The sequence below is a fragment of the Bradyrhizobium sp. SZCCHNRI2009 genome (assembly GCF_032485115.1).
GTDB lineage: Bacteria > Pseudomonadota > Alphaproteobacteria > Rhizobiales > Xanthobacteraceae > Bradyrhizobium.
Genome location: NZ_JAUEUH010000001.1, coordinates 1,009,212 through 1,021,387, shown reverse-complemented (window position 1 = coordinate 1,021,387; position 12,176 = coordinate 1,009,212). Strand labels below are relative to the sequence as shown.

Sequence of the window (12,176 nt, the reverse complement as noted above, 5' to 3'; positions counted from 1 at the left end):
CCTCAGAGCGCGGCGTCGACCGCCTGGAGGATGCGGACGGCGGCCTCGTAGTCGATCTGCTTGGCGGCGCGGCGGCTCATCGCCTCCTCGTCGGCCCCCCATTGCGCGACGTTCCAGTCCTCGTCGACATGGGCTGCCGCCCAGATCTGGCCAGGGTCGCGCACCCCATGAACCAGCGCCAGCGCCAGCAGCGCCGAGCCGGTCAGTGTGGTGACGACATGCGCCGCCGCCACCGTCCACGGGCCGGTCGGCAGCGCACCGCGCGCCGCCTGCACCGCAGCCTCCGGTTGGGTCACATGCATGATGCCTTCGGACAGGATGAAATGCGCGCCGAGACTATCGCGGGCCCAGTCCAGCACCGGGTCCCAATGCTCGGCCTCGCGCGCGACCAGCCCCTCAGGATGACCGGCCCGGTAGAACAACAGGTCGGATTGGAGATATTTGGCAATGTCCTCGCGCACGTCATCGGTGCGGTCGACCACCGACTGCACGACGCTGTTGGCGAACCGCGTCAGCGGCATCGTGGCGGGATCGATGTTCTCACCCTGGGCCTGCCACTCGGCGGCCACGGCCGCCGCCAGCTCCCCGGCGGGAACGATGACGACGCGCCCCGACGGCGTGCGGATCGGCCGGCCGTCGAGGGTCACGTTGAAGCCGCCCTCGGCGGCGGCGGTCCCGGCCTCCTTGTAGAAGCGCTTGCGCAGCGGCGTCCGCATCGCCTGGCGCGCCGATTCCTGCGGATCGAGCGGCGACCGGCCGACGACGTCGTCAAACAGTTCACGCATCAGAATTCCAGCCCTCTCGCGGGATGATCACACGGGATCCGTTGTTTTCGCGGTAGATAAGCCCTGTCCGCCCGAAATGCGAGCTGCCGATGCGTCCCCTGCTCTCCGCTCTCGTCCTGCTCGGCAGCACCGTCCCAGCCGCGGCCGGCTTCCGCACGCCGGAATCGCTGGTGCGCAACGTCTATGCGCATTACGGCCGGGGCGCGCCGGAGCTCTCCGCCGGGCTGCCGCGGACGGCCGAGGTCGCACGGCAGTTCTTCGATCCGAGCCTCGCCAGGGCCTGGACGGCGCCGCGGCGTGAGCCCTACGATTTCCTGGTGCAGAGCCCGCGCTGGAAGCTCGGCCCGGTCGCGATCTCGATTGTGCGCAGGCAGTTCGACAAGACCTATGTCGCCGCCAGCTTCGACAACCAGGGCCACCGCGTGACGATGAACTTCATCGTGGTCAAGGGGCCGGACGGCTGGGTCATCCTCGATGTCGAAACCCCGCACGATTCGCTCACACTGTTCCTGGAGCAGTTCCGGAACTGAAGGCCGCAGCGGAAACCGATTCTCCTCCCCTTAAGCAGAGGCTGCAAAGAGGAGGACGACCATGAACATGCCGGAGATCGTTCGCCGGCTGATCGCGATGAGCGAGCAGGATGGCAAGATCACCTTCGACGAGTTGAACGCGCTGTGCGGATGGGACATGCCGCCCGAGGATATCGAAAACATCTTCTGCGCGCTGCGGGACGCGGGCATTCAACTCGTCGAACAGAGAGGCTGAGCGCTCCGGAGCCGCTCACTCCTCCGGCGCGTTCTCGATCGGGTCGAAGCGGTCATGCTCGAGGCCGAGCAGGTTCCACGACTGCAGCATGTGCGGCGGCAGCGGCGCGGTGGCGTCGATGAACCCGCCGCGCGGATGCGGGATGACGATGCGGCGCGCCAAGAGATGCAGCCGGTTCTGCAGGCCGCCGGGCAGCGCCCAGTTCTCGATGTTGAAATATTTGGGATCGCCGACGATGGGGTGGCCGATATGGGCCATGTGCGCGCGCAACTGATGGGTGCGCCCCGTCACCGGCTTCAAGGAAACCCAGGCGAGCTTGTTGGCCGAGGCCTCGACCACGGCGTAGTAGGTCACGGCGTGGCTGGCGCCCTCGTCGCCATGCGCGGCGACGCGCATGATGGTGTCGTCCTCGCTCTCCTCCTTGGCAAGATACGTGGAGATGCGGCCCTGCTTGGGCTTGGGCACGCCCGCCACCAGCGCCCAGTAGATCTTGCGCGCGGAACGGCTGCGAAAGGCGCCGGTCAGATGCGTGGCGGCGAAGCGGGTCTTGGCGATCAGGAGGCAGCCGGAGGTCTCGCGGTCGATGCGGTGCACGAGCCGCGGCTTCTGGCCCTTGGCGTCGCGCATCACCTCCAGCATCTGGTCGATGTGGCGGGTCATGCCGGAGCCGCCCTGCACCGCGAGTCCCGCGGGCTTGTTGAGGACGAGCACGTCGTCATCCTCATACAGCGTCATCGCCTTGAGGCTCTCCAGCGTCTTTCGCTCGCCCTCGGAGAGGCCGGCGCGCTCCTTCGGCGCATCGAGCTTGAGCGGCGGAATGCGGACGCTCTGGCCTTCCTTCAGGCGGTCCTTGGAGTCGGCGCGCTTGCCATCGACGCGTAGCTCGCCTTTGCGGACGATGCGCTGGATGTGGGAGAACGACAGACCGGGGAAGCGCGCCTCGAGGAAGCGGTCGACGCGCATGTTGTTCTCGTCGGCGGTGACGACGACGGTCTGCACCTTCGTCGGCAGCAGCGGCGTCTCCGGCTCGACCTTCTTCGGCGGCGGCGCCGCAGGCCTGCGCTCGGCATGCTCCGAGCTGAACCGCGCCGGCTTGCCGGCGCCGGCGCGCTTGGCCGGCGGCTGTTTGCGCGGCGCGAAGCTGTCGCGGCGATCCTCTCCCTCGGCGCGCGGCGCACGGCTGCGCTCGGCTTTACCGCGCCCGAAATCGCCGCGCGGTGCCGCCTCGCGGTCACCGGCAAAACGGTCGCGCCGCGGCCGCTCGGCATCGGGACGCTTCGCAGACTCACGCTTGGCCGCGGCGCCTTGGCTGCGGGCCGCCTCGGCCTTCGGCCGCTCGTTGCGGCGATCGGTCGGGCGATCGGATCGGGTCTGGGTTCGCTTGATACGGCGGCTCATGGCAGGTTGCGTATCTCAAAAGCCACTGCCAGTCACGGCGAAATCGCGATAAATCCGCTTGTGAGTCGGCCCCTTGGGCCATCGATACTGATCGGAGCGAATCGAATGACGCTCACGCGACTGGGCCTGGCGATCCTGGCAGCCACGCTGGCGACGACCGCCACGCAGGCGCAGCAGAGCCCGATGCCCGACGACATCGCCTGGAAGCTGATCGAGATCGGCCGGGTCATCGCCCCGCCGAAGACCGCCGCGATCTACGCACCGCTGCAGGCCAAGGAACCCTACACCGGCGTCAAGGTGCAGCGCGATGTGAGGTACGGCACGGCCGAACGCAATCTGCTCGACGTCTTCACACCGGATGCCGCGGCCCCGCCCCGGCCCATGCTGATCTTCGTGCATGGCGGCGCCTTCATCGGTGGCAACAAGCGCACCACGCCGGACGGCCCGTTCTACGACAACATCATGCTATGGGCGGTGAAGAGCGGCTTCGTCGGCGTCGACATCACCTACCGCCTCGCGCCGAAATTCCCCTGGCCTGCCGGCGTCGAGGACGTCGCCAGCGCGGTGCAATGGGTGGTCGCCCACGCCGCCGAGAACGGCGGCGATCCCGCGCGCATCTATCTGATGGGCCATTCGGCCGGCGCGGTGCACGTCGCGACCTATGTGGCGCATCCCGAATTCCACAAGGTCGCCGGCGGCGGCCTTGCGGGCGCGATCATGGCCTCGGGCGTCTACGACCTCACCGCGACGCCGCTCGGCGACCAGGAGATGGCCTATTTCGGCACCGATCCCTCGCGCTTCAAGGAGCGCTCGTCGCTATCAGGCCTGCAAGCCTCGAGTCTGCCGCTGATGATCGTCTCCGCCGAGCTCGACCCGCCGCGCTTCGTCGAGCAGTTCGACCTGTTGAAGCAGGCCGCCTGCAAACGGCCATCCGGCTGCGCCCGCGCGGTGATGCTGCCGCAGCACAGCCACATGTCCGAGGTGTATGCGATCAATACCGAGGACGACCGACTGACGCGGGAGATCGCGGAGTTCGTACAGACGGGCAAGTAGTTGATGGTCACTTGGCATAGCGGTCTCCGAGTCAGGCGTCCGCAGGAGAGCTCGGTGTTTCCCGGCAAGCGGGCCGAGGTGAACCGAGCAAGCCGCAAGGTCAGCGATGCTACCCGCCCCGCTCCTTCCTCAGCTTCGCCCAATAATCCAGCCGTTTCCTGATCTCGCGCTCGAAGCCGCGCTCGGGGGGATCGTAGAACTGCTGGCGGCCGAGGGCGTCGGGGAAGTAGTCCTGCCCCGAAAACGCGTCGGGCGCGTCGTGGTCGTACTGATAGCCGGTGCCGTAGCCTTCGCTCTGCATCAGCTTGGTCGGGGCATTCAAGATGTGCTTGGGCGGCAGCAGCGAGCCGCCCTCCTTCGCCACGCGCTTGGCGGCGCCGAACGCCTTGTAGGCGGCGTTGGATTTCGGCGCGGTCGCCACATAGATCACGGCCTGCGCGATCGCGAGCTCGCCTTCGGGCGAGCCCAGGAAATCATAGGCGTCCTTGGCGGCGTTGGCGATGACCAGCGCCTGGGGATCGGCGAGGCCGATGTCCTCCACGGCCATGCGCACGATGCGGCGGGCGAGGAACAGCGGGTCCTCGCCGGCGTCGAGCATGCGGGCGAAGTAGTACAGCGCGGCATCGGGATCCGAGCCGCGCACCGATTTGTGCATGGCCGAGATCAGGTTGTAGTGGCCGTCGGCGGACTTGTCGTAGATCGGCGCGCGGCGCTGCAGGATGTCCTGCAGCTGCACCGCGTTGAAGATCTCGTCCTTGCGCGCCGAGCGCCAGACCTCCTCGGCGAGCGTCAGCGCGGCGCGGCCGTCGCCGTCGGCCATGCGGATCAGCACGGCGCGCGCCTCGTCATCGAGCGGCAGCTTGCGGCCCTCGACCGCCTCTGCGTTGCTGTAGAGCTTCTCGATCGCGGCGGCATCGAGCGAGTGGAACACCAGCACGCGCGAACGCGACAGCAGAGCGGCGTTGAGCTCGAAGGACGGGTTCTCCGTGGTCGCGCCGACCAGCACGACGGTGCCATCCTCCATCACCGGCAGGAAGGAATCCTGCTGAGCGCGGTTGAAGCGATGCACCTCGTCGACGAACAGCAGCGTGCCCTGCCCGGTCTCGCGCCGCGCGCGCGCCGCGTCGAACACCTTCTTCAAATCGGCGACGCCGGAGAACACCGCCGAGATCTGCTCGAAATGCAACTCCGTGGCGTCGGCCAACAGCCGCGCCACGGTGGTCTTGCCGGTGCCGGGCGGGCCCCAGAAGATCAGCGAGCCTAGCGTGCGCGTCTCCAGCATGCGCGTCAGCGCGCCGTCCGGCCCGAGGATATGATCCTGCCCGACGACGTCGGACAGCTTGTGCGGGCGCAGCCGCTCCGGCAGCGGCCGTGGCGCATCGTGCTCCATCCCCGCCGCAGCGAAGAGGCTCGGGCCTCCCTGCTGGGGACGCTTCGGGCTCATCCGCCGAGCGTGACGTTGATCTGCTGGCCGCCGCGCAGCACGGTGATGCGCCAGATGCGGGCGGCCTCGCGCGAGGCCTTGTCGAGATCGGCGGTCTTGGCGATCTTCTGGTTGTTCACGGCCATGATGACGTCGCCCTTCTGGAAGCCGACATTGGCGGCGGTGGTGCCGTCGCCCGGCTCGAGCACCACCACGCCCTCGGTGTCGGCATCGAGGTGCAGCTCGTCGGCGACCGCCGGCGAGATGTTGGCGACCTTCGCGCCCTGGAATGGCGAGCGGCCGTTGATGACCATCTCGTTGCGCCCGGTGTCCGGCGCGGTCTCCAGCGCGACCGCGACCTTCACCGGCTTGCCGCCGCGTTGCACCTCGATCTGCGCAGTGCCGCCGAGCGGACGGGTCGCAAAACGGTAGTCGAACGCGTTGGGATCATCGACGGTCTGGCCGTCGATCGACACGATCAGGTCCGACGACTTGATGCCCGCCTTCGCCGCCGGGCTGTTCGCGACCACCGAGGCGACCAGCGCGCCGGTCGGCGAGCGCAGGCCGAGGCTCTCGGCGATCTCGGGCGTCACCGCCTGCAGCCGCGCGCCGAGCCAGGGGCGCTTGACCGCCTTGCCGCCGCTCTTGGCCGAGGCCACGACGACGCGCACCATGTTCGCAGGAATGGCAAAGCCGATGCCCTGCGAGCCGCCGGACTTGGAATAGATCGCGGTGTTGATGCCGACCAGACGGCCGTTGATATCGACCAACGCACCGCCCGAATTACCGGGATTGATCGCGGCATCGGTCTGGATGAAGAACTGATAGTCGGTGATGCCGACCTGCGTGCGCGCCAGTGCCGAGACGATGCCGTGGGTCACGGTCTGGCCGACGCCGAACGGATTGCCGATCGCCAGCACGATGTCGCCGACCAGCAGATCGTCGGAATTGGCGAGGTCGAGCGTCGGAAACTGCTCCTTGGTGCCCTTCAGTTTGAGCACGGCGAGATCGGTACGGCTGTCCTTCAGCACGATCTCGGCCTCGAACTCGCGCTTGTCGGCGAGCGACACCTTCACCTCGTCGGCGCCCTCGATCACATGCACGTTGGTGACGACGAGACCGGACGCATCGATCATCACGCCCGAGCCGAGCGAGCGCTGCATCTGCTCCTGCGGGCCGCCCTGCAGACCGAAGAAGCGGCGGAAGATCGGATCGTCGAGAAAGGGATTGCGGTTCTGCACCACCTTGGCGGCGTAGACGTTGACGACCGCCGGCTGCACGCGCTGCACGATCGGCGCATACGACAGCCGCAGCTCGGCCTGGGACTGCGGCACGCGCCGGTCCTGCGCCGCGAGCGGAGACGCGGCCAGCAGGGACAGCAGCAGGACCAGTGTGGAGCGAATCAACGACATGCGAACAATCCTGGAAAATGACGGTTTCGATATAGGCGGAACGGCCGGTGCGGCCAAGCTCAGGCGGTCTGATGCGGCGTTTTGATGGTCTCTGCAACGGGCGCGCAGGACAGCCGTTCCTGGTGCCGCTCGCCCCAGCTTCTGAGAACCTCGATCACCGGCCGCAGGCTCTCGCCGACCTCGGACAGGCTGTATTCGACGCGCGGCGGCACCTCGGCATAGACCTTCCGGACGACCAGCCCGTCCTCCTCCAGCGCACGCAGCTGCTTGGTCAACATGCGCTGGGTGATGCCGGGCATCAGCCGGCGCAGCTCGCCGAAGCGCTGGCTGCCACCCTGCAGGTGGTAGAGGATCACGCCCTTCCACTTGCCGTCGATTAGATCGAGCGTGGCTTCGACCGCGCAGCCGGGACGGCGGGTGAAATTCTTCCGTTTCATCGCGTGTTGGCCCAATAGTATCCAAACGGGGACTAGTTCCCCATTTTTACAGTACTTGCTGAACTGGCGCCAGCAGGACAAACAGATCCTATCGCCAAGCCAACCAGGAGGCTGTTCATGAAGGCCGTCGGATACCAGCAGTCGCTGCCCATCACCGAGGACCGCGCGCTGTTCGATCTCGAGACCGCCAAACCCGAGCCGAAGGGACGCGACATCCGCGTCGCCGTGAAAGCGGTGTCGGTCAATCCGGTCGACACCAAGGTGCGCAAGCGCGCCGCACCGCCCGCCGGCGAAACCAAGATCCTGGGCTATGACGCCGCTGGCGTGGTCGAGGCTATCGGCCCGGACGTGAGCCTGTTCAAGCCCGGTGACGAGGTGTTCTACGCCGGCTCGATCCTGCGCCAGGGCACCAATGCCGAATTCCATCTGGTCGACGAGCGCATCGTCGGCCGCAAGCCGAAGAGCCTGTCGTTCGCCGAAGCCGCCGCCCTGCCCCTCACCTCGATCACCGCATGGGAGCTGCTGTTCGACCGGCTCGGCGCCGTCCCCGGCAAGAGCCTCGATGACCGCACCTTGCTGATCACGGGTGCGGCCGGTGGCGTCGGCTCGATCCTGATCCAGCTTGCGCGCCGCCTCACCGGCCTGACGGTGCTCGCCACCGCGAACCGCCCGGAATCCCGCGACTGGTGCCTGTCGCTCGGCGCCCATGCCGTCATCGACCACGGCAAGCCGATGAAGGAGCAGATCGACGCGCTGAAGCTGCCGCCGGTCGCGCTCATCGCGAGCCTCACCCACAGCGAGCAGCACTACAAGGCGATCGCCGACTTCATGACGCCGCAGGGCAAGTTCGGCCTGATCGACGATCCCGCCGAGTTCTCGCTCGCCGCCTTCAAGGGCAAGGCGATCTCGATCCACTGGGAGTCGATGTTCACGCGCTCATCTTTCACGACACCCGACATGATCGCGCAGCACCATCTGCTCAACGACGTGTCCGACCTGATCGACAAGGGCGTGATCCGCACCACCCTCGGCGACAATTACGGCACCATCAACGCGGCCAACCTCAAGCGCGCGCACGCGTTGATCGAGAGCAACACCTCCCGCGGCAAGATCGTGCTGGAGGGATGGAGCTAACTAGCAGGCAACAATGGGCAAAGGCGCACACGCGGTCTCCCCGCGCGAGATCGCGGTGGCGCCGTGCCCACCATTCCACCGATCGAAAGCATGAGATGGCCAGCAGCCGACGCGCGGTCCGATCAGCGGCCATGAGCGATCGAGACTGGCCGACGGTCCCGTTTCCCCTTAACGAAAGCCGATAAGAACCTCCTCGCGACTGGAACGAACGTCCGTGAGCAGCCTGAAGTCCGCGACCAACCCGCCCGCCGATCACGGCCGGCGCTCCGGATCACCGCTCGAGGTTCTGCGGATCTTCCTCACGCTCGGCCTGACCTGCTTCGGCGGTCCGATCGCCCATATCGGCTACTTCCGCGACGAGTTCGTCGTCAGACGGAAATGGATCGACGAGCATGCCTATGCCGATCTGGTCGGGCTGTGCCAGTTCCTGCCCGGCCCCGCCAGCAGCCAGGTCGGCTTCTCCATCGGGCTGATGCGGGCCGGCTATCTCGGCGCGCTCGCCGCCTGGACCGGCTTCACCCTGCCGTCGGCCGCCGCGCTCGTCCTGTTCGCCTATGGTGCGGGCCGATTGAGCGGACCGATCGGCAGCGGCCTGCTGCACGGGCTGAAGCTGACCGCGGTCGCCATCGTCGCGCAGGCGGTCTGGGGCATGGCGCGCTCGCTGTGTCCGGATCGTGCGCGCGCCTCGATCGCGGTCGCCGCAACGCTCATCATCCTGTCGAGTACGGCCTCGGTCGTGCAGATCGGAGCGATCGTCCTCGGCGGGCTCGCCGGCCTCTGGCTCTGCCGCGGCGAGGCGGCGCCGTCGGGACACGTCGCGATCCCCGTCTCGCGAAGCGTGGGGCTGATCGCGCTCGCGCTGTTCGTCATCCTGTTGGCGGGACTTCCGCTGCTGCGCGGCGTCACGGGATCGACCGGCGTCGCCTTGTTCGATGCCTTCTATCGCTCCGGCGCGCTGGTGTTCGGCGGTGGACATGTCGTGCTGCCGCTGCTGCGCGAGGCCTTCGTCGGACCTGGCTGGCTGAGCGACGACGCCTTTCTCGCCGGCTACGGTGCGGCGCAGGCCGTCCCGGGCCCGCTCTTCACCTTCGCCGCCTATCTCGGCGCCGTCGTCGCTCCGGAGCCGCATGGGATCGTCGGGGCCGCGCTCGGTCTCCTGGGCATCTTCCTGCCGGGCATGCTGGTCCTGCTCGCCGCGCTGCCGTTCTGGGACTCGTTCCGCAAACGCGCCGGCGCCCAGGCGATGATGCGGGGTGTAACGCTGCGGTCGTCGGTGTGCTGGGAGCGGCCCTGTACGACCCGGTCTGGACGACCACCGTCCACAATGCCGCGGATTTTGGCATCGCGCTGGTCGGTTTTGTCCTCTTGGTCGCCTGGCGCGCGCCGCCGCTCGTCGTGGTCACGTTCAGCGCCCTAGCCGGCGTCGCAGCCGCGCTGGTGTGAGCGGCGGCGCCGCCGCATCACGTGGTGGCAAAGCGCCGCCGAAGCGGCGCTTTGCCACCAGCGAGCTGCCGTGCGCGGCTAATTGTGCTTCTTCCAGAAGATGCGCGCGCCCTGCACGGATTGCGCGACGTTGATGCGGGCACGCTCGAACGGCGTCACCACGCCGTCCGCCTTGGCCTTGTTTTCCAGCTTCTGGACGTGGATCTGACCGCGGACGAGTTGCTGCGCCTCCGGATAGGTCAGCCGTCCGCTCGCGATGCCGTTGTAGATGCGATGTGACTGGTTGTGCTGCCGTGCATCGATCAGCGGCGTACCCGCAAGGCTTGCGCCCGACGTCAACGCGAGCAGCAACGCAGCGGCCATGATGGACTTCATTTCACTCTCCTGTGGTTGCTGTCCACTGGCGTGAAGACCTCATTGTCCGCACTTCTCCAGCGAACGGCCGCCAGGATGCACGCGATCCGTGGTGTCAACCGTGCCTGCGCTCACACTGCAGCCCGTGTCGGCTGGTGAAGACGAATGCTGCCGCGAGCCGCATTCCACTGCCGCGAGGGGCGTCCGAAAAAAATTGCGGACTGCGTGAGCTCCCGGTCTTGCAAATCTCACCTTTGGGTGCATGTTCGCCGCGCACTACTTTTGAATGAATCATTTTTAACAATCATTTGCGACGCATGGCGGCGAGATTCATCGGCCCATCCCAGCGCGCACATCAATGGAGACCGGCCATGAAGACGATTCAGTGGCTCATGCTCACTTTCGCGACGACCGTCACCGCGAGCGGCCTTGCCGGCGCTCTCAACCCCGCCAGCGCTGCTCCGCCGCCGCCGGCGAAGAACTGCCCGGCCTTCGGCTGGTCGGAGGGACTGGGCAATTATCTCAAGCCGGACGCCGCCTTCCCCACCTCCGACACCAAGACCATCCCGACGCCGGACTGCAATTTCCATCAATGGTCGTGGGAGGCGTTCGTCTGGGCGACAGCGCTGGTGAAGGACTCGGGCTCCGGCGCCGCCGTGCCGCGGTTCATGACCTTGGCGACGCCCGACGAGCTGCTCGGCAACGCCGAGAATGCCGGCGCACCACGGCCGCGCCCGCTGACGCTGGCGGCCCGTGCCCAGGTCTTCCACGGCACGGCCGGCTTCACCGAAGGCGCCGGCGCCATCGTCGAAGCCGACGGCAACATGCTGGTCGCGCAGAACGGCTATCCCGTCTACGCCTCGGTCCACATGAACCAGGGCTATTTCAACACGGCGCGCAAGAACCTGATCGCGACCGGCGGCTACCAGAGCCAGCCGGCGGATTCATCCTTCGCCGTGGGCGATGCGGTGTTCAAGGCGACGTGGCTGCGGCTCGACCCCGGGCAGGCACCGCCTGCGGGCGCCTATACGACCCAGGCACAGGTGCCGGTGCTGGAGAACAACGTCACCCCCGGCCTGATCACGATCCGCCCGACGCCCGGCAAGTTCGTCACGGTGACCGTGGCCCTGATCGGCTTGCACGTGGTCGGCTACACCGAGAACCACCCCGAATTCCTGTGGGGCACGTTCGAGCTGAAGAACAACTCGCCGCAGACGCCGGACAACACCTTTGCGCCATCGGCGAGCCGCTCGGATCCGAAGAGCTACACGCTCTACAAGGGCCGTACACCGTTCTCGCAGGTCAACATCGCGGCGCTGCCCGGCGCCAACCGGCCGCAGTTGCGGCTCGATCCGGCGACCCAGAAGCTGACGCCGGTGACCAACGTCGTGCTCGAGAACCAGACCGGCGGCGAGAACCAGCCCAACGGCGTCGGCAACATCTTCGCGATCACGGCGCAAGCCCAGGGCTTTCTCTCCGGCCTGAAGGGCCCGCAATCGACCTTCGCGAGCTACAGCCTCGACGGCACCGTCTGGATGCTCCCCAACTCGTACAATCTGAACAGCAACCAGACCAGCGCAGTCGGATCGGTCAATCTCGCCAACGCCACCGCCGAGACCTTCGTGCAGAACGCCGACAACACGCCGATCAAGAACGTGCTGAACTGCTTCCTGTGCCACAACCCGACGTCCTATTCGTTCCAGACGCCGCCGCCGGCCAAGCTGCCGAACCGGCTGATCGCGCTGAGCCACGTGCTGTCGATCGGCTCCCCCTACGAGGTGCCGAACTCGATCTCCGGCCGGCTCCTGATGCGGCCGGATCCGTTCAGGAAGTAGGCCGACGAACCTTGCGCGGCGGCGCCGGCAGCGGGGCCGCCGACAGCCCTTTCGAGCCGATGGCAGATCTCAGGATCTGCCATCAAGCGATTGAACCGACAGCGGTTATCGGCGCGCTCCGAACATGGTGGATGAGC

Annotated in this window: 11 protein-coding genes and 1 pseudogene; 6 read left to right on the top strand and 6 right to left on the bottom strand. The window is 67.2% G+C overall.

Translation table 11 applies throughout. The features are described 5' to 3' along the window. Positions 1-2 precede the first annotated feature (2 nt). Complete coding sequence (locus tag QX041_RS04590; protein ID WP_315749639.1) at positions 3-785, bottom strand: ATP12 family chaperone protein; 783 nt, start codon at positions 783-785, stop codon at positions 3-5. Between the two features lie 89 nt (positions 786-874). Here QX041_RS04590 and QX041_RS04585 point away from each other — a divergent pair, with 89 nt between their 5' ends. Then, complete coding sequence (locus QX041_RS04585; protein ID WP_315714539.1) at positions 875-1,315, top strand: hypothetical protein; 441 nt, start codon at positions 875-877, stop codon at positions 1,313-1,315. Positions 1,316-1,382: 67 nt separating this feature from the next. Next, entirely contained in the window at positions 1,383-1,550 is a 168-nt protein-coding gene (locus tag QX041_RS04580) for an RNA polymerase sigma factor region1.1 domain-containing protein (protein WP_316164573.1), read from the top strand. A 15-nt stretch (positions 1,551-1,565) separates the two neighbouring features. On the opposite strand, the gene QX041_RS04575 is transcribed toward QX041_RS04580, so the two are convergent. Next, a complete protein-coding gene (locus tag QX041_RS04575) occupies positions 1,566-2,948 on the bottom strand; it encodes an RluA family pseudouridine synthase (RefSeq protein WP_316164572.1) in 1,383 nt (460 codons plus the stop codon). Between the two features lie 105 nt (positions 2,949-3,053). On the opposite strand from QX041_RS04575, the gene QX041_RS04570 reads away from it, so the two are divergent. Next, positions 3,054-4,001: an alpha/beta hydrolase gene (locus tag QX041_RS04570; RefSeq protein ID WP_316164571.1), complete on the top strand. Its 948-nt coding sequence runs from the start codon at positions 3,054-3,056 to the stop codon at positions 3,999-4,001. A gap of 109 nt (positions 4,002-4,110) precedes the next feature. Here the strand turns inward: QX041_RS04570 and QX041_RS04565 are convergent, their stop codons facing one another. The 3 genes from QX041_RS04565 to QX041_RS04555 are packed head-to-tail and all read right to left on the bottom strand — an operon-like array spanning position 4,111 to position 7,273. Further along, on the bottom strand, positions 4,111-5,445 hold the full coding sequence (locus QX041_RS04565; protein ID WP_316164570.1) for a replication-associated recombination protein A: 1,335 nt from the start codon (positions 5,443-5,445) through the stop codon (positions 4,111-4,113). Further along, positions 5,442-6,836 (bottom strand): DegQ family serine endoprotease, encoded by a 1,395-nt coding sequence (locus QX041_RS04560; RefSeq protein ID WP_315714544.1) that lies wholly within the window; start codon positions 6,834-6,836, stop codon positions 5,442-5,444. Before QX041_RS04560 ends, QX041_RS04565 begins: the two co-directional genes overlap by 4 nt. A gap of 59 nt (positions 6,837-6,895) precedes the next feature. After that, positions 6,896-7,273: a helix-turn-helix domain-containing protein gene (locus tag QX041_RS04555; RefSeq protein WP_316164569.1), complete on the bottom strand. Its 378-nt coding sequence runs from the start codon at positions 7,271-7,273 to the stop codon at positions 6,896-6,898. A 117-nt stretch (positions 7,274-7,390) separates the two neighbouring features. Between QX041_RS04555 and QX041_RS04550 the strand changes: the two genes are divergently transcribed. Further along, a complete protein-coding gene (locus QX041_RS04550) occupies positions 7,391-8,407 on the top strand; it encodes a zinc-binding alcohol dehydrogenase family protein (protein WP_316164568.1) in 1,017 nt (338 codons plus the stop codon). A gap of 214 nt (positions 8,408-8,621) precedes the next feature. Then, positions 8,622-9,850, top strand: a pseudogene (chrA, locus tag QX041_RS04545) (chromate efflux transporter). A gap of 78 nt (positions 9,851-9,928) precedes the next feature. On the opposite strand, the gene QX041_RS04540 reads toward chrA, so the two are convergent. Next, positions 9,929-10,225, bottom strand: a complete 297-nt coding sequence (locus QX041_RS04540; protein WP_315749624.1) for a hypothetical protein — start codon at positions 10,223-10,225, stop codon at positions 9,929-9,931. Between the two features lie 350 nt (positions 10,226-10,575). Here QX041_RS04540 and QX041_RS04535 point away from each other — a divergent pair, with 350 nt between their 5' ends. Then, positions 10,576-12,039: a hypothetical protein gene (locus QX041_RS04535; RefSeq protein ID WP_315714549.1), complete on the top strand. Its 1,464-nt coding sequence runs from the start codon at positions 10,576-10,578 to the stop codon at positions 12,037-12,039. Positions 12,040-12,176: the final 137 nt, after the last annotated feature.

Excerpts from the sequence above, each read along its gene's own strand:
- QX041_RS04590 (WP_315749639.1), bottom strand. The coding sequence starts at position 785 with ATGCGTGAACTGTTTGACGACGTCGTCGGCCGGTCGCCGCTCGATCCG.
- QX041_RS04585 (WP_315714539.1), top strand. The coding sequence starts at position 875 with ATGCGTCCCCTGCTCTCCGCTCTCGTCCTGCTCGGCAGCACCGTCCCA.
- QX041_RS04580 (WP_316164573.1), top strand. The coding sequence starts at position 1,383 with ATGCCGGAGATCGTTCGCCGGCTGATCGCGATGAGCGAGCAGGATGGC.
- QX041_RS04575 (WP_316164572.1), bottom strand. The coding sequence starts at position 2,948 with ATGAGCCGCCGTATCAAGCGAACCCAGACCCGATCCGATCGCCCGACC.
- QX041_RS04570 (WP_316164571.1), top strand. The coding sequence starts at position 3,054 with ATGACGCTCACGCGACTGGGCCTGGCGATCCTGGCAGCCACGCTGGCG.
- QX041_RS04565 (WP_316164570.1), bottom strand. The coding sequence starts at position 5,445 with ATGAGCCCGAAGCGTCCCCAGCAGGGAGGCCCGAGCCTCTTCGCTGCG.
- QX041_RS04560 (WP_315714544.1), bottom strand. The coding sequence starts at position 6,836 with ATGTCGTTGATTCGCTCCACACTGGTCCTGCTGCTGTCCCTGCTGGCC.
- QX041_RS04555 (WP_316164569.1), bottom strand. The coding sequence starts at position 7,273 with ATGAAACGGAAGAATTTCACCCGCCGTCCCGGCTGCGCGGTCGAAGCC.
- QX041_RS04550 (WP_316164568.1), top strand. The coding sequence starts at position 7,391 with ATGAAGGCCGTCGGATACCAGCAGTCGCTGCCCATCACCGAGGACCGC.
- QX041_RS04540 (WP_315749624.1), bottom strand. The coding sequence starts at position 10,225 with ATGAAGTCCATCATGGCCGCTGCGTTGCTGCTCGCGTTGACGTCGGGC.
- QX041_RS04535 (WP_315714549.1), top strand. The coding sequence starts at position 10,576 with ATGAAGACGATTCAGTGGCTCATGCTCACTTTCGCGACGACCGTCACC.